The organism is Photobacterium rosenbergii, from assembly GCF_033022775.1.
In the GTDB taxonomy this organism is placed as follows: domain Bacteria; phylum Pseudomonadota; class Gammaproteobacteria; order Enterobacterales; family Vibrionaceae; genus Photobacterium; species Photobacterium rosenbergii_A.
Genome location: NZ_JAWJZI010000002.1, coordinates 179,244 through 201,263 on the forward strand (window position 1 = coordinate 179,244; position 22,020 = coordinate 201,263).

Below are 22,020 nucleotides of genomic sequence, written 5' to 3' on the forward strand. Positions count from 1 at the left end.
TATCATTTCAGGCTATGAAAAAGGCTGATTAAACGTAGGCTTCATCGTCCTATTCGAATGACTTGCTCATCCTTTCAAGCATCGTGACTTTTTCCCGCATCTGTTTGGATGCGGTTTCCATCCTTTCCACCTGCTCAAGATTTTTTGTCGATAGGTAGGAGATCTGGTGGACATTATTACTGACATCCTGAGTGACGGCACCTTGCTCTTCTGCTGCTGTTGCGATTTGGCTGGAGATGTCTGCGATTTCATCGACCATTTTAACCACCGCCCGAACCTTCTCGGCGGTGGTGTTGGTGTTGTCAACGCATTGCTGGGTACGGGTAATGCTTTCTGAGGTGGTCAGCTGCCACTGCTCGAGCGTGGTATTGATGTCTTCGATACTGGATTGAATTTGTTCTGTGGCACCATGGGTTCGCTGTGACAGCGCCCTGACTTCATCGGCAACCACGGCAAAGCCTCGCCCTTGTTCACCGGCGCGTGCGGCTTCTATGGCAGCATTGAGGGCCAGCAAATTGGTTTGCTCGGCAATGCCTTGTATTTCGACCATCATGCTGTGAATTTGATCTGACACCTTGGTCAGTGATTTGGCCGTCTGGGCTGTGTTTTGGGTTTCAATGGCTAGTGCGTTGATATTGTCGAGCGTTGTCGTCAACACCGATTCTGTATCACTGCACTGCTTTTGGGTTTCGTTGACTTTGTCGTTGGTCGTTTGGGTGTTGGTCGCAATTTCATTGGCAACGGCAGACAGTTCAGTAATCGCCGAGGCAACCAGCTGGGTGTCGCGGTCCTGCTCGGAGATAGAGGCTTGCGTTTCCTGCGACGCGGCCAGTAGGTCATCGGCAACGGTGTTGAGGTTTTTTGATACGTCAGCCGTCCGGCCAAGCACGGTTTTTATTCGGGCGTCATGGAGGGCGAGGTGAAATTCAGCAATCGAAGCCTGTTTGTCACCACTGTATATCAACCGGGTAATGCTGTCATAGTCCTGCTCAAGCCGTTCAAAAAAGCGGGGGGTAACATAGGTCTCTTGTCGGTAGAGCAGCCCTAACAAGCACAGTGGCAGCAGCTGGCCGATCAGCCGGTAGAAATCGTAAAAGAAAAAGGAGCTGGCCACCGAGCCTGTGATGAGCACCGTGGCGATCGCCAGCTTCTGCATGACAGAAAGCTTAAAGCTGTAAGGGTTTTTCTTTTGATTTAGCTTTTGGTAGGTCGTGGCGGCGGTGGTTTTCATTGCCGAGGTAGGCTTGCGTCTGACCGATTGAAAGCCAATCAGCTGGTTGTTTTCATATATCGGGGTAACATAGGCATCGACCCAATAATGGCTACCGTCTTTGCAGCGGTTTTTGACAATACCTCGCCAGGGTTGGCCTTTTTTTAAGTGCAGCCAGAGATCGGCAAAGGCCTGTGGCGGCATGTCTGGGTGACGGATGATATTGTGGTGCTGCCCAATCAATTCGTCAGCGCTGTAGCCACTGATAGTAATGAATTCCTCATTGGCATACGTGATAACACCTTGGGTATCGGTTGTGGTGACCAGTTGTGCGTCCGGCCTGAGTTCAACCTCATGGTTGTTCACATGCTGGTTTTTTCTCATCGTAAGTTCCTCTTCATACGCAAAAGGCCCTACGACAAAAGCGATACTGCAACTCTACAAGGCCGTAACTATCTTTTTGTTTTTTTTATAGCTTTATCATTGTTCTTCGTTCAACTATAGACGTATTTCCAACAAGAAAATTACAGCTACGGGGAAATACTGTAATGTTTTATTTTAATATGCTAATTCAGCATAATTATCTGGAGGGTATCTCTTTTGTGTATCCCATGGATCTTGGTAGCGAGCGTCGCTCAATATTTGAAGCAATATGTCGTCAGCAAAAAAAAATCCCGATATGGCTCATGCCCTATCGGGATTATTCGGCTCGCTATTGTGTTAGCTGTACATTGGAACCAGTGCCACGGTACCGATGATCACAGTCGCAAGACCACATAGCACAGGTACAGAAGTACGTTTAACCACTTCGAATGGGCTAACGTTACCCATACCTGAGGTTGCCACGATGACACCAGATACTGGAGAAATCGTACGGCCTAGGTTAGACGCCTGTAGCATCGGAATGATAAGGAAGGCAGGGCTAAGGCCCATTTTACCTGCAAGTGCTGGTGCTAGCTCTACGAATGCGTAGAACGGTGCGTTACCTGAACCTGTCGCGATAGCGGCTGCAACCGTCAGGCCGGTTAGCAGTAGCATCAGGGCAAAACCACCTGCACCGGCTGCTTCAGCAAGACCGATCAGGTTGTCGATAGCACCGATAGACATCAGACCCTGTGCAAATACACCCGCTGCAACCAACAGCATTACCACGCCTTTGAACGCATCAGCCATACCCTGGTAGCACGCTTCCAGATCTTCCAGTGTTTCCTTACCCTTGAAGCGCTTGGTCACGAAGTCAACAATAGCGCCAATGAAGATAGACATAACAACGATTGTGTAGATATCCAGCGATAGACCTGGGATAGTTTCACCGTTGAATGCAAAGACACCGATAATTGGCAGGAATGGCAAAATGGCGTAGTACGCAGGTGCTTTTACTTCGATTTCAGAAATATCGACTTTTTCCATCACGATGTTTTCTTTCTTATCGAGGTACTTGTTCCAGAAGAATGCAGCAGCAGCCATCACGATGATTGCACAGATTGAAACAGGCAGTACGGTTTCAACGGCAAAAACGTGCAGTGGCAGGCCTGATTTTTCGGCCGCAACAATCACGTCACCGGATGTTGGTGAAAGAATAATTGCCGCCGGTGAGGCACAGATAGCAACGGCTGCTGGGCGCGAGATACCCATAGCTGTCATCATCGGGAATAGGGTGGCCATCAATAGTACACCTAGGCCAGTTGCCGAACTTACTGCCAGTGACATCAAACACGCTACGATGTATGCCGCTACCAGCAATGTGTATGGTGATTTAATAACCGAAAGAGGTTTAGAGAATTGTTTTACCACCACATTGTTAGCGCCAATGTGCGTCATGTAGGATGCAAAACCACAAAGTAGCATGATCTGCATACCCAAACCGCCGCCACGGTATTGCAGCATGTATTTCACATACTCCAATGAATCGGTGACGAAGTTACCGGTCGCCTGAATCTTCTCAGGCAGTACTTTATATCCAAGAACGCCGGTAATGAGCAGTAACAATAGACCTGCTGTGAGTAGAACGCCCGCGGGCTTGTATCCTTTAATGATGAAATAGCCAACAGCAACCGTGACTGCCAAGCCAATCAATAGCTCCAACATGGAAAAAATCCTCTTAAACCACAAAATTAAGAAATAATGTGTCAATTGATAAAGTTTTCTTACACATTATTTTCGATAAATTTACCTAAAAAGTGGTGGAGGAACGACAATAATCGGACCAGTTTATGATCTGAAACAGAATTTTGAGTAATGTGTTAATTTTGCGCTACAGCTATGAAAAGATACGCAACATCATATGTTTGAATGTCGTTAATGATTATATTTTGCTTGTCTTTTGCGCAAGTAAACTTAAACACAAGTAATACATTGCCTATACGAGTTAATAACTAATTTACCCTGTTACAAAATGTAAATTTGATTACATTTAGCGATTATTCTTCACATATTCCATAAAAGCCTTATCTGCCACCGATAAATAACCGTCTTTTCGCCATGCAATGGCAATATTCAAGATGACAGGTTGTTCAAAGGGGATAGGGACAACACCGGATTCATTTTCTGTCACCATGTCGAGCAATGCCGTCACGGCAAAGTCGTTGCGGACAATCTTTAAAATCATCGGTAGCAAATTAGTTTCGAAAGCAATATTGGGTTCGAAGTGGTTTTCTTGGCAAATGCGGTCAATGTATTCGCGATGGAAATAACCGGGCTTGAACATGACCAAATCTTGTTCGAAGAAGGTTTTGAAATCGATGGTATCGAGCGTGGCCAACTCATTTTCTGGGTGAACGGCAGCCACCATTTGGGTCGTGAGTAAGTGCTCTGTCGCGAGTCTTTCCGGAATGTGGTCACAATGAATAATGCCCAAATCGAGTTCTTTATCCAACAGCATCTTACGGATTGTCTCGGTACCTGCTTCGACGATGGTCAACTTGAGATTGGGGTACTGGCTTTTGAAGCCCATTAAGATATCTGGCAGGTAATAGGAGCCTAGTGAGCTGGGTACGCCGAGCTTGACTTCGCCTTTGGTGAGTCCTTTTAGCTCTTCCATAGCTACGGTGGCATCATGCACGTTCTGCAGGATCAACCGGGCATGGCGTAAAAGTACTTCCCCTTCAGGGGTCAGGGAAACGCGGCGCTCGTTGCGATCGAACAATACGATACCCAGTTGGTCTTCGAATTTTTTCACCGCAATACTCAGTGCTGGCTGGGCTATATGGAGCTTGGCGGCTGCCCGGGTGAAATTGGCCGTGTCGGCGAGGGTAACAAAGTAATTGAGTTGGCGAATATCCATTGGCTATATAATTCCTTTATAGCTTCCATATTTTTAATATATTTTCACTATTCCTGTTGAATTGCTACGGTTGAAGCAGATTTCTTTTTTGCTGATAACCGACATGATAGACATTCAAACCACAGAGTATCGAAGAGCCAGCTTTGCCTTGTGTCTGGGCTCATTTCTTATTTTCTGCAATCTGTATTTATTCCAGCCAATGTTGCCACTAATGGCGGAGAACTTTGCGGTGTCAGCGACCCGGGTCAATTGGCTGGTGGCGGCTGCGACCTTGGCTTTGGCTGTCACGCTGGTGCCCTGGGCGGTATGGTCTGAACGCATTGGCCGGCGACCGGTAATGTTAATCAGCCTGAGTTTGTTGCCGGTAATTGGCTTTTTAATGCTGACAGCAGAAAGCTTGCTCATGCTTAGTTTGAGCCGTGCCTTGATGGGAGCGGCGTTGGCGGGTTTTGCCGCTGTAGCTGTGGCGTACATGGCCGAGGAGTTTACCTCTCGCGCCCTAATGCTGGCGGTCGGTGGTTACATTAGTGCTAACTCACTGGGGGGGATTGTCGGCAGGATTTCCGGTGGCTTTCTGTCTGAACGCTTTGGCTGGCAAGGTGCCGTGATTTGCATGGCGGTGTTTAGTTTGGTGGTTGCCATCGCTATCTATTTCCTTTTGCCTGAGCAGCGCAATTTTAAGCCCGCCAAAGGTCAGCTTCGCCAGCAAACCTACAGTGTACTGGTACACCTGCGTACCCCAGAACTGTGGCAGGCTATGCTGATCGGCGGGGTTAACTTTGCCTTGTTTGTGAACTTGTATTCTGTCATGGGGTTCAGGCTGGTGGCCGAACCTTACTCTGTGCCTGTAAGCTGGGCGTCGATGATTTTCTTGTGTTACCTCAGTGGTACGGTATCGGCAAAATTGAGCGGGCGCTGGACACAGCGGTTTTCGACAGTGCCGGGTATGGTGCTGGGAACCTGTATCAGTGCGATGGGGATGTGGGTCGCCTGGTATGAGTCCGTATTTGCTATGGTACTGGGGTTGTTGTTAATTAGCTCAGGGTCTTTCTTTACTCATTCGTTGGCTTATGGCTGGGTCAGCCAGCGGGCTAAAACGGCCAAGGCTACTGCGACGGCATTGTATCTGGTCCACTATTATGCCGGGGGGAGTTTAGGCGGCTTCTATCTTATTGGTTGTTGGCAGTACTTTGGCTGGACTGGCGTGATCGCTGGGGGCTCTGTCCTGTATGTGTTGATGGGTATGCTGTGTTACCGGTTGTACGCAACAACAGAAGGAAGCTCAGATGCACCACTGCCTTCTGAGCCCCGATAAGCCATTACTTGTACTTGAATTGACCGACTACTGCATCTAGCTGCTCGGCCATATTCGCAACGTCTTGGCTACTGGTGCTGGTTTGGCTAACAGCCGCTGCTGTATTGGTTGCCAGCTCAGCAATTCGATGAATGTTCTGATCGATTTCTGCAGATACCGCGGACTGTTGTTCAGAGGCCGATGCGATCTGAAGGCTTCTGTCTGAAATATCAGTGATAGCCTTAACAATTAAGTCGGCAGCCTCTTTAGCTTGTTTGGTGTGAGCCACTGTATCCCCAGCTAATGCTCGGCTATGCTGCATGGCAGCGACACTTTGGCTCACTGTTTCAAGCAGCTGTTCGATGGTTTGCTCTATTTCTTGAGTCGAGCTGTGGGTACGCTGGGCAAGTTGGCGTACCTCGTCAGCCACCACAGCAAACCCCCGGCCATGTTCACCTGCCCGTGCGGCCTCGATAGCCGCATTGAGGGCCAGTAGATTCGTTTGTTCTGTAATATCCCTGATAACGGATGTCACCTTGTTGATGTTCTGGCTTTGTGCTTCCAGTGTTTGGATTTGAACTTGTGCTGACTGGATCTCATCGGCGAGCGAATCAATAGACACGGCGGCCTGCTGGCTTATTTCTAGGCTTTTTACCGCATTATCTTGTCCGTTTTGTGCTGCTGTTGCGGTATCACTGATATTGTTCGCAATTTCACTACTGGTCGCCAGCAGTTCATTGACAGATGTGGCAACGTTGGCTGACTCACTTTGTTGTTGTTCGGCATTGGCCAAACTGCCAGATGCCGCAGATTTGGATTCGTTGGCCGCTTTGGATAGTTGCTTGGAGATATCGGCAATATTATTGATGATTGCCTGAAGTTTACTGGTAAAAAGATCGAAGGATCGACTTAGCTGGGCAAGTTCATCATCGCCTTGGTCATTCATTCTTACGGTTAGATCGCCTTCACCTTGGGCGATGTCGTTCATCATGCGGTTTACTGCGTTTAGCCGCTTATTGATAGTCCGGCTGATCACAAACAGCACCAGCGTCATAATGAGAGTAATAGTGCCGCCACCTACCAAGAGGATCATTTTTTCCTGAGACTGCATGTCATCAATTGTATTGATGATAGTTTGTTCTAATTGGTCGATTTGGCTCTCGACTTGTTGAACATTGGTTCTCAATTCACCATAAAGACCTTCATTGTAAGTTAGGCCTATATATGTATATCCCTGGACGAGCTCGTCGAACATCATTTGATAGATAGTGATACTTCTTCTTAATCTTCTTTTTTCTGATGCAGGGAGATCGCTAATGCCTAAGGTGGAAAGTAGGGTATCAAGGTTGTTGTTGAATACCTCGATATGGCTTTGATCTTTAGTGATCAGGAAATCTTTCTCGTTCCGGCGTAATGTCAGCAATAGTCGATAAAGTTTTTCGTGACCGTTGATCAGCAGTAACTCTTCGGTATCGTTTGCAGCAGAGCGGATATTTCCTCTTAGCCCTTCAGAAGGCGTTAGCCCGAGCAGTATGGTTTGATCGGCGATGATATTGAATTGATTGGCATATTTACTTAGAGACTGTTTGACTTGCTCAAATTCAGCGCTATGTTTATCGTTGTATTTGGCTAATAACGCTTCCACAGTTGCCAATCGAGCATTGAGTTCTATTTGTTTTTGATTGAATTTCTCTACGTAGCCAGCATCAAGACGGGCTAGAAAATCTTTTTCGTGGCGTCGTAAGGTTAGTAAGTCGGCATTGCTGTGTGCCGTTTCCTGGGCTGCGAGCTGAAGATTATCTAATTTGATAAATGAAAGGGTTTCGAAGGCACCGAACGTAACCATGGCACTGACCAGAAAGAGGCTGGTCAGATACAGCTTGGCTTTGATCGTTTTAACAAGATGGCGTTGCATTCCACTCTCCCTGCTTGCATATAACAACCCAATCACAGACATATGCGTACTTGTCATCAAATCAAGACAACCTAGTCTGTATTGCTATATATAACTATAGGGGCAGAAATGAAAAAATCCCGAAATTTGCCCTTTTAACTTGGGGAACAGAGGCAAATTTCGGGATGAGGGTGAATACCAAATGTTAAGCCAGCGCCATTGCTAGCAAGGAAACAGGGTGGATGGTTTCTAAATCAGTGTTTTCTTCTATTTGCCATTTGCAGGTTTCACAGTCGGTGATGGCAAAATCCGCTTTGGAGCGTTTGATTTGCTCGAACAGGTTGCTGCCAATAGCCATAGAGGTATCATAATTTTCCGTTTTGAAGCCATAGGTGCCAGCCAGGCCACAGCATTGGCTATCGAGTACTTCTACCTCAAGACCCGGGATCATCTTCAGCATTTCAATGGTGTACAAGCTACCACCGGTCTTTTCGAGGTGACACGGCGTGTGGTAGACCACTTTCTTGTTGATAGGTTTCATCTTCGGCGCACGCCCGTTCATGAACTCTTTGAGCAAGAAGCGGGTCACATACTCAATTTTGTTGGCGACCTTGCTGTTATCCACCTTAAGTACGTTCGGGTACTCTTCTTTCAGCGTGAAAGAGCAGGTCGATGACGTAGAAAGGATCGGCGCATCATGTTTCTCTACTGCGGCAGAAAAATTGTCGATGTTCAATTTGGCATTCTTTTTCGCTTTGTCAAAGAAGCCGTTGGCAATCAAAGGCACGCCACAACATTTCTCTTTGTCCATCAATTGGACGCCAATACTCATCGCATTCATTACCCTGACAAAGTCTTTACCCAGCTGTGGGTGGTTGTAATTGACATAGCAGCCGTGGAAGTAATGCACTTGCTTAGGGTACAAGGCTTGACTGGTGCAGTTTTGCTTGTACCAGCGGCGGAATGTGCCGTGGGAGTATTTTGGCAGGCTCTTGTGATCGTGCACGCCAATGGTTTTGTGCATGATCTTCTTGACTGGCTTCAAGCCTGTAATGGTATTGACGATTGGCGCGAATGGGGTCGCTGCCGAACCCATCAAGTCGGTATGGCTTAGCACAAAGTCACGGATGGTTTTGATGTTCATCGGTAGTTTGGCATGCTCATCACGGGCAACGGCAATCATATCGCCAATTTTCACCCCAGAAGGGCAGGCGGTTTCACAACGCTTACAGTTGGTACACAGCTTTAATGTTTCATCATAGAAATCAGGGCTTTTAATGCGCAGACGTTCGCCGTCTGGACCGCATTGCTTAGGGCCAGGGTATTGTGGGTTGGCTTTGGCGACCGGGCAGTAGACGGTACAAACCGTACATTTGATGCATTGGTCGAAGCTAGTGTCTTTTTGAAGAAGGCTCATGCGATTGTCCTTTCTTGTTTTGGCTGTGTAACTGTAACTTGTTCGAGCTGGTGGTGATGCGCGGCAATCATTTGCTGGGCCACATAGTAGCCAGTGGAAATAGCCACACCTGAACCAGAGCCTTCCTGTACCGGATCATAGTGGGCCAAAATGGCACCTGCGCAGTATAGGTTTTTAATAACTTGCTGGTTGATGGTTGGGTTCAGCTGCTTATTGCAATCAACCCCCATTCTCATAAACGGATGGCTTTGAGGCGCGAAAAACTGAGGCTGATACCAGTGATCTCTATGGGTATTGTCAGCCATGTCCAGGCCAAAGATTGGCTCGTTGACCGCATGGCGTTGCGCTGATAAACCTTTGCTGAAAAAACTACCGCTTGCCAGTAGGAAGCTATCGGCTACCAGCGGAATATCTTCATGGTTTCGGGTGAATATTTTCTCCAGACGGCCATTGTTGAATTCTCCCTTGAGGACATCATCCCCGGAAAGAATCAAGCCGCCTAGACGTTTGAAGTGTGACTTCATGGCCTCTTCTAGGCGAATGCCCAGCAGTGAAGGGGGCATGGTTGGTAATTCACAGATCTTGAAGCCAGTCAGGCCTTCGAGCAGCTTGATTGTGGCAGCACCGTCGCCGTTGCCGAAGATCGCAGGCAAAACAACAAGATCGGCTTTGCCAACCTGCTGAATCATCGACTTGGCAAAAGCGTGCAGCTTGGTTTCGTCGCGTAACACGCGTGAAATATCGATTGAACGGAATTCACACGGGTTACGCTGCATGCTTTCGAAATCAGGCAGTTCAACCGCTGCGGTTTTGATTTTCACCCCTTCGAAGGCACTGAGCTTTGATAAGTTGTCAGCGGCCAGCTGCGGCTGGAAATCACGGAAGCCATCGACTGTCACCAAAGCAATTTCGGCTAAACCTTCTGCTAGCTGGTGGTGCGGGAACTGATACACAGTTTGCTGAGACAACCATGTAGAGCGGAAGGTACCCATAGGCGTGACACGGTAATGGTTCTTTTCATCGGCCTGAGCAGTGAGGTAGACACCACAGTGCTCCATCATGTCCTGATACCAATTGATGGCTTCACGGCACTGCAGTTCGCCCAACTTGCTATAGGGATGAGAAGGGCATTGGTCTTTCAGCTCAGCAAAAGCAGAGAAAGGCGCGTCAACCGCTTCACCATTAGGCAGGCGGCTAAGTACATCCACCGAGCCAGAAGAAAAGTGCAGGGCGCTTTGTCCAGCTGCGATAACCGCAGTTTTTAGACCGGCTTCTGCGCAGCGGATAGCGCAACTTAGGCCTGCAACACCGCCGCCGATGATGATGCTATCAAATTTCATTGTGTTACCTCGTCAGCTGGCGTTGATTGTTGTTCTGGTAGATCACTGACGCCAAACAGCCCTTCGTAAATCCAGTAGGTAAATTCGCCTTCACGCAATGCATCGCCCCAGAAAACAGGTTTGATCCCTTTCCAGCGTTCTTCTAGGAACTCTTCGAGTAAATGGCTCGCTTCATTGCCCGAGGTTTTGCCGTATTCGGAGAACAAGCCTGCGGCACGGTAGGAGCAGAGTTCACCCTGGCAAGGGCCCATACCGATGCGGGTACGTCGGCGTAGGTCAACAAGATTATGAACATCCAAATCCTTGATGGCATACTCCACTTCGCCACAAGTCACCATTTCACATTCACAGATCACGGCTTGGCTTTTCTTGTCGTTACCTAGGAATTTTTCTGCCCGTTCGCCATGGCGGTAGAAAGCCGATTGGTAAACAGGCTTGGCCAAACTGGCAGTCGCAGTTTTTTTCGGTTCGGCTTGCTCTGAGCCCGGTAGCGGTTTTTCATGGGTAATGCATGGTGCAGTATTGCCAAGTTTCTTCGCCACCAAATCGGTGGTCCATTCTGCCATCATGCGGTAGGTCATCAGTTTACCGCCGGTGATAGTGACAAAGCCGTCAAGGCCGTCACGTTCAGCGTGATCAAGCAGTACGATTCCGCGGCTGATATTACGGCCACTGGTATCGCCATCGACCGCAACCAGTGGTCTCACGCCAGCATAAGCACGCAGCACACGGGTATTGGCCATGATTGGAGCCAGTTTGGTGCCTTCCTCAAGCAGAATGTCGATTTCCTTGCTGGTCACATGTAGATCATCAATCTTGTCGTAATCTATCCGTTCGGACGTCGTGCCGATAAGAGAAATAGTATCGCCGGGCACCAGAATGTCAGCATCGGACGGTTTGCGACAGCGGTTGATCACCAAGTTGTTGATGCGGTAATCAAGGATCAGCAGTGATCCTTTAGCCGGGAACATCTTGATAGACAGATCACCATACTCACAGATTTGCTGGCCCCAGATCCCGGCGGCATTAATCACTTGCTTGGCACGGATTTCAAATGACTGGCCAGTTTTCATATCCAGGCAGTAAACACCACGGACAGTTGCTCCTTCCCGGATGAGGCCTGTGACATGGGTATGGTTGAATAGCCGGGCACCGTGCTCGACTGCATCGAGAACATTGGATGCAGATAAGCGGAAGGGATCCAAGGTGCCGTCAGGCACTTTTACCGCGCCGATTAGTGATGGATTACAATTTGGTTCAAGGCGTAGTGCATCTGCCGGTGAAAGTTGCTCAACATCGATATCCGCGCTCTGGCATGATGAAATAAAGGTTTTTTGAAAATCGAGATCATCGTCAGGTAGGGAAATAAACAGCCCTTGAGTATCTTCAACGCAGTGGCGGGCGATGTTTTTCAGAATGCGGTTTTCCTGAATACATTCTTTGGCCGATTCCTGATCGGTAACGGCGTATCGTGCCCCAGAGTGGAGAAGGCCGTGATTTCTTCCCGTAGTTCCTGATGCAAGATCGTCTTTTTCAACCAGAATGCATGGGATTCCGCGCAAGGCACAGTCGCGCATAATACCAGTGCCGGTAGCGCCGCCGCCAATAATCACAACATCTGTTTCAAACCAACTATTCATGTTCGTTTTCGCTTATTGTTTTGGTCCGTGGTTCAGGAAATGGATAATTCCTTCAACTTTATGCTATGTAATATGCCACTTTCTGTAAGGGTAATATTTGATCGGCCACACATTTATGAGCGTTCGCGCATTCGATCGCGCGTTAATGTGATTGTTTGACTGAAAAAGAAACAGTTTTAGTAGGTTCCAGCCATCCCAAAGGCTGTGCGAGTACTTTTACTAGAGGGAAATGACTAAACGAAAGTATTTAGTTCACAAGAGAAAAGGGTAGATCAAGCGATGGCCCTACGCCTTTCGCTCAAAATAGGCGTGTAATCGAAAGGGTGGTAGCGGCTACAGTCACGTCCTGCATCTTTGCAATCATACAGGGCCCTGTCAGCGCGTTCTATTAATGAGGAGAGGGAATCACTATCGCCATAACTGGAAATACCAATACTGGTGGTAAAGTTGATGGCAGTGCTATCAATCCCTGTCTCAACTTCTAATGTTCGTATACGTGATAACATTCGCTCAGCAATTCTTTCTGCGTCGTTAGACGTACACTTTGGCAGGAAAAGGATAAACTCTTCTCCGCCAAAACGACCAAACAGATCCGTTTTGCGGATATGATCCTGCATAAAATTAGCAAATTCTTTCAATACTTTATCGCCAACGCCATGGCCCCAGGTGTCATTGATTCGCTTAAATCGGTCGATATCGAACAACATAATGGAGAAAGGCTGTTCTTTTTGTATACAGTTGGCTAACTGTTTATCTGCTAACTGTAACAGCATGCGGCGGTTATAAATTCCGGTAAGTGGATCAAGCGTTGCTTGTCGATACAACCGCATTAGCATGTGTAGCTTAGACAACTGGGACCAGACAACCATTAGTGCCAGTACGTTCTGTAGCCAGTAGCTGGCGATATTCTCTGGACTAAATAAATGACCAGACAGGTAGTCAACCAAGAGCTGAGTTACCGCTGTGACTGCTAGCATGCACAGGCTTTCTTTTAAAGTGACAGGCAGAATCGTTAAGATGGCGACATGAATGATTGGCAGTAGGGTATAGCCATAGACAAAGCCGCTATAGACAGTCGGAAAGTCGAGCACCCAAGCGGTATAGAGGTAAAATAGGTTGATACTGAGCACCATTAAGCCCATGTACCATTGTGCGCGCTTTAACGTTGTATGCCTGTGATTCAGCCATGCGATAGACAGCAGGAAGCTACCCAGTAGAATACGGGAGCCTGCAATATGAAGGTGGGTAGGCTGTGCGAGGAACAGCAGGTCGAACGGTAGCCATAAGATCACCAATACACCCCAAACGGAAGATAGCATGGTGATTCTGCTACGTAAGTAGCCGCTGCGGGTGTTTTTAAAGCTGGTGGAATGCGCTCGTGCACTCCAAAGATCAGGAATGTATAGCTTGAGAGATTGGAACAGTTGGTGCAGTGATGACGTCATAGCGCTTGTCCTTGCTACATCCTGTTAGTATTAGATCCAAACCGCTATTGATCTTTGCTTGCAGTAAATTGCCATTATTCCATGTCGGCATTTGTGATTCAGTGATATTGATCCAAAAATTAAGCCACTATTGCCTAGTTTGATTAACATTAAAGAAAGCAAAATAACGACTTAATCAGACGCATAGTGCATTTTCATAGTTGGTATAGCACAGGGTAATTGCTATCATCCACACACTTTGTTTTGCTACATCAAGATAATCCCATGAATGCTGCTTTAATTTTTCTGATCCCCGCTTTGCTGGGTGCCCAGCTAATTCTGACCTTGGTATTGACCAAAGGAGAAATCTGCCCGGGCCAAAGGGGAAGGGTACATAAAACCTTACCTGCTATTCTGCTGGGTTGGCTAGTCGTCGCTCTGGCCCAGCCTTATGCATTCTTACCGTTGGTTGCTTTGGGTTACTTCACATTGAAAGTCAAAACGGGCAAAACCCGCGATGCAGGACCACTTAACGTATTCTATGCAGCGAATGTATTGGCATTTCTCGTTTGGTTCTCGCTGTTACCGACATTAACGCTACCGGTGGCAGTATTGAGTACGGTTAGCATTGCATTGTTCGGCTCTCTGGCTGCCCACATTCTTCTGACGCAAGCAAGAACTCGTCTGCAGGCTTTCCACCGCTTGCTGCCTTTCGCTGGTTTTATCAGTGCTATGGTGAGTGTACTTTGTTTGCTGTGGCTATCTTCTCTACTTGATGAGAGCCAACTCGCATCACTAACAACCAATGTAGTTGCGTCTTTGGTATTACTGGTAGCAGGCCTGCTTGTATGGTCGATGCACCTGTTGACGGGAAAAACTGTAAACCGTTGGCAATTGGTGGTGGCTGCGGGCATTTTAGTGCTCTCTGCCAACATGCAGGTCGCATTAATTTAATTGCTACGCCTTAGAGCTAAGCCAGTTTGGTGAAATGTGAGGCGGCGCTTTCTCTTTCCGCCTCATTCTGTCTATGCTTACTCATGAGTGAATACTTACCGAGGGGCAGGCAGTATGGAGATTAACAATCTTTTGAACATGGATGGCAACATCGTTCTCGGTATCGTGAATGAGCGATTACGCCTTGAGTGTTCGACAGTCGAAGAATTGGTCAGCCGCTACGAGCTGGACTTCAACGAACTAAATCAAAAAATGGAAGACTTGGGCTACCATTACGATCCAATCAATAACCAATTCAAATAACACCCTTTCTCTAAATCAGGCTGCAATGGTGAAGGTGAATAACTCTCATCGTGGTTATGCAGCCTTGATCCCTTCCAAGTGTGTTTGGCACTGTTGCTTTGCCGTAGCAAAAAATGCTGATAGATAATGGCGCTCTCGCTCTTGTGCTCTAATCGCGGCAAATAAGCGACGCCATAGGCCATCACCAAGCGGTTTGCTGATAATGAGCCCTTGGCGGGCAAAGTCATAAACTGCCCAGTTCGGCAGTGCAGCAACGCCCAGTCCAGCAGAAACCATCTGAATCAGCATCAGGGTATTATCCGCTTGTTTCCAATTGGCGGGCTCTACTCCGGCAGGTTGCATGAAGTGTTTTACCACATCAAGGCGGCTGCGCTGTACCGGATAACTCAGCATGGTTTCATGGGCTAAATCCTCCGGGGTAATCACATCTTTTGAGGCCAGTGGAGATTGCGGGGATACAATCAGGCGCATCTCAAAATCAAACAACGGCTCGAAATGAATTTCGCTTCGAGTTTGAATATCCGAGGTAATAACAAGATCGAGCTCTCCGGCGCTCAGTGCTGGCAGTGGCTCGAAACCAAAACCAGAGGAGAAGTCCAAGGTGACATTCGGCCAGTGGGTTTGGTACTCCTTGAGTGCTGGCATTAGCCATTGGAAGCAGGAGTGGCACTCGATCGCCATGTGAAGTCGGCCGTTGGTATCTTCTTTTAAGCTTGCAAGTTCATGTTCTGCTTGCGCCAGTCGGGGAAAGAGGTCATCGGCAAGGCGCAATAAGATATCACCCTCAGCCGTGAACTTTACAGGGCGAGTTTTGCGCAGGAAAAGCTGGCTACCAAGCCGCTGTTCTAAATCTTTTAGCTGGTGAGACAACGCAGACTGGGTCAGACACAAAGTAGTGGCTGTCGCGGTTAACGATCCGGTATCTCTCAACACAGTCAGTGTTTTTAAGTGCTTAATTTCAATCAAATCGTTTCCTCATACTTTCCGTGTTGGCGCTGTCCCTATAACGCTTTTACTGTAACGAGAAAAAATAGCGGTGTAAACATCTAGACGGCTAAATAGCGTTTTATCTATGAATACACAAGTCAATTCATATGAATTTTATTCAAGATAATCATTAATGATAAGAAATTGCTCATAGTCAGTGGGTGGGTCATTGTTATGCCAACAACGGTAAAGAATGCATGGACGGAACAATAATGACTGTAAAAACAACAACACATATTTTGGGGTACCCGCGATTCGGCAGCCAGCGAGAGCTAAAGCTTGCCCAGGAAAAATACTGGCGCGGGGAAATTTCACAGGCAGAACTGAAGGAAGTCGGTAGTCTGCTTCGTCATCGCCACTGGGGAGAGCAATCCGGTGCAGGGCTTGATGTGGTCACTGTCGGTGATTTTGCTTGGTACGATCATGTGCTTGGTACCAGTATGCTGCTTGGCCACTTGCCAAAGCGCCACCGCAGTGGTTTTCCTGATCTTGATACACTGTTTCGGGTTGCGAGGGGCAAAGCGCCAACTGGCTGTGCGTGTGCAGCATCGGATATGACCAAATGGTTCAATACCAATTATCACTACATTGTGCCTGAGTTCAGCGCCGACGATGAATTCAACGTAAGTTGGCCGCAACTGTTCGAAGAAATCGCTGAAGCCAAGCAAGCAGGCCATAAAGTGAAACCTGTACTGCTGGGGCCTGTTTCTTATCTATGGCTTGGAAAAGAAAAAGAGCAAGGCTTTGATAGGCTTTCTTTATTGCCAAGGCTACTGGCAGCGTATCAGCAAATCCTGACTAAACTGGCAAACCTCGGTATTGATTGGGTACAGATTGATGAGCCAGTACTGGCGCTGGAGCTTCCTAAAAAGTGGCGAAATTCATTTAAAATTGCTTATCAGGTGCTCCATGGCGCACCAAAACTGTTGCTGACGACGTATTTTGATAGCATTACTCATCATTTGGATATGATCACCGGACTGAAAGTCGATGGTCTTCATGTGGATGTCTCGGCAGCGCCTGAACAACTGGAAGAAGTGGTGCAGCATCTACCAGAAGGCTGGGTGTTATCGGCTGGCGTGGTCAATGGCCGAAACGTCTGGCGGGCAGATCTCAGTGCTCTGCTGGAAAGACTACAACCGATCAAGGCTCTACTAGGAGATCGCCTCTGGCTCGCTTCTTCGTGCTCGTTGCTTCACAGCCCGATGGACTTGGACTTGGAAACCGAGCTTAAGCCTGAAGTTCGACAGTGGCTGGCTTTCGCCAAGCAAAAATGCCGTGAGCTGACCTTATTAGCACAGGCCATGGATGGCAATGAGATCGCGATTGAAGAGTGTGCTCGTTACAGTGCGCCGATCAAAGCCCGAGCAACCAGTACACTGGTGAATAATGAACAGGTACGCCAGCGAAGTGAAGCCATTACCGATGCGCTGGCAGAGAGAAAACTGCCTTACCAAGAGCGTGCTCGTATACAGCGCCAGTCATTAGGGTTACCGCTGCTGCCAACAACAACCATAGGTTCCTTTCCGCAAACCAACGAAATTCGCACCCAACGAAGGGACTTCAAAGCAGGGCGGTTGAACGAGCAAGCTTATGTCAACGCCATGCAGGGGCATATCGACGATGCGATTGAGCGCCAGAACAAGCTCGGCCTTGATGTCCTGGTTCATGGTGAAGCTGAACGTAATGACATGGTGGAATACTTTGCTGAACAGCTTGAAGGTTTTGCCGCGACCCGCTTTGGTTGGGTACAAAGTTATGGCTCACGATGCGTGAAACCTGCCGTGATTGTGTCTGATATTTATCGTGCTAAGCCAATGACTGTCTCTTGGGCGCACTATGCTCAATCACTGACGGAAAAGCCGGTAAAAGGTATGCTGACAGGGCCTGTGACAATCCTAGGATGGACATTCCCGCGGGAAGACTTGAGTCGCGAAGCAATTGCTAATCAGATAGCACTGGCCTTGCGAGATGAGGTGGCGGATCTGCAAGAAAAAGGCATCAAGATCATCCAGATTGATGAGCCGGCGATCCGTGAAGGAATGCCACTTAAGGCAAGCCAATGGCAAGCCTATCTCGATTGGGCTGTGAAAGCCTTCAAGATTTCTGCCGCCAGCGCGGAGCCGAAAACCCAGATCCATACCCATATGTGTTACAGCGAGTTCAATGACATGATTGAATCAGTCGCTGCTCTGGATGCTGATGTGATCACCATTGAGACCTCCCGCTCTGATATGGAGTTACTCAAAGCCTTCGAGGCCTTTGATTATCCAAATGAGATTGGTCCTGGAGTTTATGATATTCATTCTCCGAACATACCTACGGTAGAGCAGATCGTCGAATTGGTTGAAAAAGCAGAAGCGAAAATACCGGCTAAACGTTTATGGATAAATCCAGATTGCGGACTGAAAACGCGGAGTTGGGAAGAAACCGAAGCAGCTCTGACAAACTTGGTTGAAGCGGCGAAATTATTGCGCCAGCAGTATCAATCGAAAGCCGTATAAGATGATTAATGTGAAAAGATGCTAATGTGTTAAGTAAAGCCCCTGTGAGATCTCTCAGGGGCTTTGATGTATTAAGAGCGACCTTTAATATCATCGAAGCTAGGTTTGTAGTCCGATTTGGTATATTTGGTCTTCAGCTTTGGAAAGTGGGTACGATTATTTTGGCCCTGTAGCTCTTTGCTTGTAGGAACATAATTGGACGGTTGGTACTCGACTTTCTGAGGTGATATTTCACTGTTGTCGTTTCGACCTTGGAGCTCGTATGCGACAGCTGAGTTAGCAATGAATAGCCCTGCAATCATTAACGCGATAGTTTTCATAGCAGCCTACCTTAGCAAAATGGAAAGGTGTACCGAGTTGCCTTTTAAGCGTAGATGATAAAGCTTTGTCATCATGGTGATTTACAATACTTTAAGTTTAATTCTTATCAATAACCCCACATAGATAGCATATTATCTATTTTTATGAGGATGAATAATATAACTAACTTATTGAAAAGCCATTGGATCGATTAAGCGAAGAGAAGTTGAAGCTGGAGTGAATTTAATTTAAGTGATAAAAGATGAAAGTTTTATGAATTAATGATTTTTGTTGATTTATAAAATAATACTCCTGCCAATTGCAGGAGTATTAAATCATGATTGGTTACTTACTCAGCTTCGGTGCGCGTGAAAGTAAGCGTATGCTCTGTACCGGCTAGCGTTAGCTGGTTGCCTGCCACAGTGGCTGTGCTCCAGTCCATTAGCGTTGCGCTCATCACTCGCTCAAGCTCCATCGCTGGCTCTGGACAAGCCATCATGGTCATGCCCATTTTTTCGATGCGAAGTTTGCCTTCGTTAAGCTCAGCTTGACCGAAGTAACGGTTACAGCCAGCATGGCCGTTGGCACCGAGATCAGAAGATAGTTGAAGGTTTGGAGTCTTGAATGGTTCAGCAATTTCAAGTGCATTGCCGTCAACTTTGTTAAGCACCCAGTTGTAAGAAGCAAGATCAGTATTCGTAATCATAGCGGTAGTCGGCTCGCTTTCAGTGTTTGATGCACAAGCGGCAAGAATGACAGGTACGGCCAAAGCGGCAAGAAAACGTTTCTTCATCATCATAAATTCCCAGAAGTCTTTATAACTGTCTAGCCAAGCATTATTCCCCTGAATACATAAGCTAGAGAATTAATTGTACGTTGTTTTTTATCTTGTTTTACAATATATATCAGATTTTGGTGTGAGGGAATATAAAAAATCACACAAAACCTTAACTATATTCAGGTTTGGTTATGTTTTAGTCCATAGAAAAACATAAACACTAAACAATATAGTAGTTTATAGAAGCCAAAAAGAAAAAATGTTAAGCCTGCGTCAGTTTAATCTTCATTTTTTTTTATCATATGAAGATGAACATCTTGTTGTGGGAACGGAATAGATATGCCTTCCCTGTCAAAGCGCATTTTTACCTCTCGGGTCACATCCCAGTAGACATCCCAATAGTCCTCAGTTTTAACCCAAGGACGAACGATGAAATCGACAGAGGAGGAATTGAGAACATGCAGCTTGATGGTTGGTTCGGGTGAGCGCAGTACCATTGGGTGATCGGCCAGGATCGCTTCCAATACCTTCTCCGTTTTTTCGATATCATCGCCGTAGCCGATGCCAAAAACCATGTCTACCCGACGTACCTTCTCATGGGTGATGTTCTTGATGGTATCGCCCCAGATCTTGCTGTTCGGTACGATAAGGATTTGGTTATCAAACGTCTTGATGGTAGTGCTGACTAAGCTCATATGACTAACTTTTCCGGAGGTGCCCCCCGCTTCGACAAAGTCATCGACATCGAATGGGCGGTAGATCAGCAGCATCATCCCGGATGCGAAGTTAGACAGGGTATCCTGCAAGGCGAAGCCAATGATCACACCCGCAACACCGAAACCAGTCAGCACAGGTGCAAGATTCAACCCGATTTGTGATAGGGCAATCAATATACCGATACACAACACCGTGTTGCCACTGATTGAGATGAAGAAGTCTTTCATCAGCTGCGACATCCTCAGGGTCGGTGAGGAGACCGCGCGGGTAACAATACGTCGGGTGATATTCTTGAAGATTTTGAAGATAAAGATAATGACCAAGAAGACAAACAGCTTGAACAGCGCGGCAGGCGTATTTTGTGCCAACCAATCCCTGAAGTCTATCAACCCATCTGAGAGTAGTGACCACAGCACTTTGATATCCAGTATTTCATTGGTGAGGTTACCAGACACAACAAATAACTGTTTGGTGTAGTCGGTAGTGTCGATGCCCATCTTGTTGGCAAGATCGACGATAAACTGCAGTCCCTCTATGTCTCCGGCCACTTGTCGTTGCGCGAGGATATATTGTAACTGTAAGGAGGCCTTTTCTTCTTCTGCCGCAGATTTAATCTGGCTCGCCAGCATGTTTTCCTGTTGGTTGTCGAATGACAGCTTGGTCGATAGAAATTCTAGCCGTTGCTCGATCTCCTTGATGAGCTCGGCTTTTTTTCTGTCGTCAGGCTTACCCAGTAACTCCAGCCAACCAAAGTTGGTCCAATGTTCACCAAGAATGGTGTGGTAGAAGGTTGTCGTTTCATGCAGCGTTTTTTGGATGATCAGCTTCTGCTCTTGATCGGCACTATCCAAATCACTCTGTAATTTAGTAACTTGCTCAGCAAGAAAATCAATGGCCAGAGTGAGGTATTCTATCTGATCATTGACAAACCCTATGATTCTTGGAGTGTTCTCTTCCGTGCGTTTATTGATCAGTTTTTGCAGTTCAGCACGGATATCTTCATTCTTTTTCAGCATCTGCATATCAATGATGCTTTTGGCTGTGCCTGTTTTCCCCTGAGAGTCCTTATAAAGATCAGCTATTTCCAATTCCAATTGCTCTATCTTGGCAAATTCATTCGGTTTTGGCTCGGGCGCCTGTTCGGCCTCCTCGGCAAAGCACGTCAGAGAGAAAAAAAGGGCAAGGATAATTAGCCAGCGCATGGATGGCGGACTCCACAGAGACTTACATACCTATAAACATAGAGATCGTGCGAAGGGAGGCTGGCTTAAATGTTAGAAGAACAGCGAGATACCCAGGCCGTTTCTGGCTGGGAGCGAGATCATTTCTCGTCTCCCTTGCCTGCAATCACCACCTCTAGCCGGTATGGCGCAACTTCGTTGCGGCGTGCGGCTGAACGCATCATATAGACGCGGATCTTGTAGTCGCCGCTCGAGGGCAGGGCGCCTTCGAATTGGTTCTCGTTGATCGAGCCATTGAACATCGCTTCTGCATTTTCGCCGGGTGCGAGAATGTTGAAGTACGTCGCAGTATGTTTTGTTGCTAGGCTGACATTCATGGTCTGCCCTGCCCGTGCGCCTAGCAGGTAGTCGACCACCTCGTAGCCGGTGATAGAGGACTCAATGACCGCATTATTGGAGCCAGGCTGGAACTGCACCCGCTCGGAGCGGATATCGTCACTGGCGTGGGCCCAAAAGACGGCATACAGCAAGAGCAGGTAAGCGTGCACTCTCATCGCTACAGTGATCTTCATGGTTAGCTTCCTGTTAAGGGAGGTGGCATATGATTCGTCACCCCAATGCTGTGCGGGCAGCCGACAGCACCGAGGTCGCTAAAAAACACTTCCCAACAGTTTAGTTGATCTTGGCGGGGTGGGTAGAGCAGACAAAAAAAGGCCCCCTACTTGAGGGGGCAATATTTACCATCGCTGTTATTATTCGTCAAAATTCTGCATACGATTCGAGGAAGCGATTGA

At 47.4% G+C, this 22,020-nt stretch carries 17 protein-coding genes; 4 read left to right on the forward strand and 13 right to left on the reverse strand.

Translation table 11 applies throughout. The annotated features are described in order from the left end of the window. Window positions 1-49: 49 nt before the first annotated feature. From R2X38_RS05065 to R2X38_RS05075, 3 genes are all read right to left on the reverse strand, one after another. The gene (locus tag R2X38_RS05065) at window positions 50-1,594 is read right to left on the reverse strand and encodes a PAS domain-containing methyl-accepting chemotaxis protein (protein ID WP_317521068.1); all 1,545 of its coding nucleotides are present in this window, start codon (window positions 1,592-1,594) and stop codon (window positions 50-52) included. 336 nt (window positions 1,595-1,930) lie between these two features. Beyond that, on the reverse strand, window positions 1,931-3,298 hold the full coding sequence (gene dcuC, locus R2X38_RS05070; protein WP_317521069.1) for an anaerobic C4-dicarboxylate transporter DcuC: 1,368 nt from the start codon (window positions 3,296-3,298) through the stop codon (window positions 1,931-1,933). A gap of 325 nt (window positions 3,299-3,623) precedes the next feature. After that, window positions 3,624-4,493: a LysR family transcriptional regulator gene (locus R2X38_RS05075; protein WP_317521070.1), complete on the reverse strand. Its 870-nt coding sequence runs from the start codon at window positions 4,491-4,493 to the stop codon at window positions 3,624-3,626. A gap of 103 nt (window positions 4,494-4,596) precedes the next feature. On the opposite strand from R2X38_RS05075, the gene R2X38_RS05080 reads away from it, so the two are divergent. Further along, on the forward strand, window positions 4,597-5,808 hold the full coding sequence (locus tag R2X38_RS05080; RefSeq protein ID WP_317521071.1) for an MFS transporter: 1,212 nt from the start codon (window positions 4,597-4,599) through the stop codon (window positions 5,806-5,808). A 4-nt stretch (window positions 5,809-5,812) separates the two neighbouring features. On the opposite strand, the gene R2X38_RS05085 is transcribed toward R2X38_RS05080, so the two are convergent. The 5 genes from R2X38_RS05085 to R2X38_RS05105 all read right to left on the reverse strand — a co-directional run bounded on the left by R2X38_RS05085 (window position 5,813) and on the right by R2X38_RS05105 (window position 13,523). Beyond that, a complete protein-coding gene (locus R2X38_RS05085; RefSeq protein ID WP_317521072.1) occupies window positions 5,813-7,702 on the reverse strand; it encodes a methyl-accepting chemotaxis protein in 1,890 nt (629 codons plus the stop codon). Window positions 7,703-7,886: 184 nt separating this feature from the next. Further along, on the reverse strand, window positions 7,887-9,098 hold the full coding sequence (glpC, locus tag R2X38_RS05090) for an anaerobic glycerol-3-phosphate dehydrogenase subunit GlpC (RefSeq protein WP_317521073.1): 1,212 nt from the start codon (window positions 9,096-9,098) through the stop codon (window positions 7,887-7,889). Beyond that, window positions 9,095-10,438 carry a glycerol-3-phosphate dehydrogenase subunit GlpB gene (gene glpB / locus R2X38_RS05095; RefSeq protein ID WP_317521074.1) on the reverse strand — a complete coding sequence of 448 codons (1,344 nt, stop codon included), beginning with the start codon at window positions 10,436-10,438 and terminating at the stop codon, window positions 9,095-9,097. The genes glpC and glpB overlap by 4 nt, the downstream gene beginning before the upstream one ends. After that, window positions 10,435-12,078: an anaerobic glycerol-3-phosphate dehydrogenase subunit A gene (glpA, locus tag R2X38_RS05100; protein ID WP_317521076.1), complete on the reverse strand. Its 1,644-nt coding sequence runs from the start codon at window positions 12,076-12,078 to the stop codon at window positions 10,435-10,437. Before glpA ends, glpB begins: the two co-directional genes overlap by 4 nt. Window positions 12,079-12,350: 272 nt before the next feature. Beyond that, window positions 12,351-13,523 carry a GGDEF domain-containing protein gene (locus R2X38_RS05105; protein WP_317521077.1) on the reverse strand — a complete coding sequence of 391 codons (1,173 nt, stop codon included), beginning with the start codon at window positions 13,521-13,523 and terminating at the stop codon, window positions 12,351-12,353. A gap of 264 nt (window positions 13,524-13,787) precedes the next feature. Between R2X38_RS05105 and R2X38_RS05110 the strand changes: the two genes are divergently transcribed. Both R2X38_RS05110 and R2X38_RS05115 read left to right on the forward strand, forming a co-directional pair. Beyond that, entirely contained in the window at window positions 13,788-14,456 is a 669-nt protein-coding gene (locus R2X38_RS05110) for a hypothetical protein (protein ID WP_317521078.1), read from the forward strand. A gap of 114 nt (window positions 14,457-14,570) precedes the next feature. Beyond that, window positions 14,571-14,759, forward strand: coding sequence for a DUF4250 domain-containing protein (locus R2X38_RS05115; protein ID WP_044623045.1), 189 nt, complete (start codon window positions 14,571-14,573; stop codon window positions 14,757-14,759). A 54-nt stretch (window positions 14,760-14,813) separates the two neighbouring features. Here the strand turns inward: R2X38_RS05115 and metR are convergent, their stop codons facing one another. Further along, a complete protein-coding gene (gene metR, locus R2X38_RS05120; protein WP_317521081.1) occupies window positions 14,814-15,725 on the reverse strand; it encodes an HTH-type transcriptional regulator MetR in 912 nt (303 codons plus the stop codon). A gap of 233 nt (window positions 15,726-15,958) precedes the next feature. Here metR and metE point away from each other — a divergent pair, with 233 nt between their 5' ends. After that, a complete protein-coding gene (metE, locus tag R2X38_RS05125) occupies window positions 15,959-18,250 on the forward strand; it encodes a 5-methyltetrahydropteroyltriglutamate--homocysteine S-methyltransferase (protein ID WP_317521083.1) in 2,292 nt (763 codons plus the stop codon). Window positions 18,251-18,321: 71 nt separating this feature from the next. Here the strand turns inward: metE and R2X38_RS05130 are convergent, their stop codons facing one another. From R2X38_RS05130 to R2X38_RS05145, 4 genes are all read right to left on the reverse strand, one after another. After that, on the reverse strand, window positions 18,322-18,570 hold the full coding sequence (locus tag R2X38_RS05130) for a hypothetical protein (RefSeq protein ID WP_317521084.1): 249 nt from the start codon (window positions 18,568-18,570) through the stop codon (window positions 18,322-18,324). A 329-nt stretch (window positions 18,571-18,899) separates the two neighbouring features. Next, window positions 18,900-19,343, reverse strand: coding sequence for an META domain-containing protein (locus R2X38_RS05135; RefSeq protein ID WP_411184822.1), 444 nt, complete (start codon window positions 19,341-19,343; stop codon window positions 18,900-18,902). Window positions 19,344-19,606: 263 nt separating this feature from the next. Then, window positions 19,607-21,247, reverse strand: coding sequence for a mechanosensitive ion channel family protein (locus R2X38_RS05140; protein WP_317521086.1), 1,641 nt, complete (start codon window positions 21,245-21,247; stop codon window positions 19,607-19,609). A 119-nt stretch (window positions 21,248-21,366) separates the two neighbouring features. Next, window positions 21,367-21,798 carry a hypothetical protein gene (locus R2X38_RS05145; protein ID WP_317521087.1) on the reverse strand — a complete coding sequence of 144 codons (432 nt, stop codon included), beginning with the start codon at window positions 21,796-21,798 and terminating at the stop codon, window positions 21,367-21,369. Window positions 21,799-22,020 lie beyond the last annotated feature (222 nt).

Coding starts and splice junctions, on each gene's coding strand:
- R2X38_RS05065 (WP_317521068.1), bottom strand. CDS start 1,594: ATGAGAAAAAACCAGCATGTGAACAACCATGAGGTTGAACTCAGGCCG.
- dcuC (WP_317521069.1), bottom strand. CDS start 3,298: ATGTTGGAGCTATTGATTGGCTTGGCAGTCACGGTTGCTGTTGGCTAT.
- R2X38_RS05075 (WP_317521070.1), bottom strand. CDS start 4,493: ATGGATATTCGCCAACTCAATTACTTTGTTACCCTCGCCGACACGGCC.
- R2X38_RS05080 (WP_317521071.1), top strand. CDS start 4,597: ATGATAGACATTCAAACCACAGAGTATCGAAGAGCCAGCTTTGCCTTG.
- R2X38_RS05085 (WP_317521072.1), bottom strand. CDS start 7,702: ATGCAACGCCATCTTGTTAAAACGATCAAAGCCAAGCTGTATCTGACC.
- glpC (WP_317521073.1), bottom strand. CDS start 9,098: ATGAGCCTTCTTCAAAAAGACACTAGCTTCGACCAATGCATCAAATGT.
- glpB (WP_317521074.1), bottom strand. CDS start 10,438: ATGAAATTTGATAGCATCATCATCGGCGGCGGTGTTGCAGGCCTAAGT.
- glpA (WP_317521076.1), bottom strand. CDS start 12,078: ATGAATAGTTGGTTTGAAACAGATGTTGTGATTATTGGCGGCGGCGCT.
- R2X38_RS05105 (WP_317521077.1), bottom strand. CDS start 13,523: ATGACGTCATCACTGCACCAACTGTTCCAATCTCTCAAGCTATACATT.
- R2X38_RS05110 (WP_317521078.1), top strand. CDS start 13,788: ATGAATGCTGCTTTAATTTTTCTGATCCCCGCTTTGCTGGGTGCCCAG.
- R2X38_RS05115 (WP_044623045.1), top strand. CDS start 14,571: ATGGAGATTAACAATCTTTTGAACATGGATGGCAACATCGTTCTCGGT.
- metE (WP_317521083.1), top strand. CDS start 15,959: ATGACTGTAAAAACAACAACACATATTTTGGGGTACCCGCGATTCGGC.
- R2X38_RS05130 (WP_317521084.1), bottom strand. CDS start 18,570: ATGAAAACTATCGCGTTAATGATTGCAGGGCTATTCATTGCTAACTCA.
- R2X38_RS05135 (WP_411184822.1), bottom strand. CDS start 19,343: ATGAAGAAACGTTTTCTTGCCGCTTTGGCCGTACCTGTCATTCTTGCC.
- R2X38_RS05140 (WP_317521086.1), bottom strand. CDS start 21,247: ATGCGCTGGCTAATTATCCTTGCCCTTTTTTTCTCTCTGACGTGCTTT.
- R2X38_RS05145 (WP_317521087.1), bottom strand. CDS start 21,798: ATGAAGATCACTGTAGCGATGAGAGTGCACGCTTACCTGCTCTTGCTG.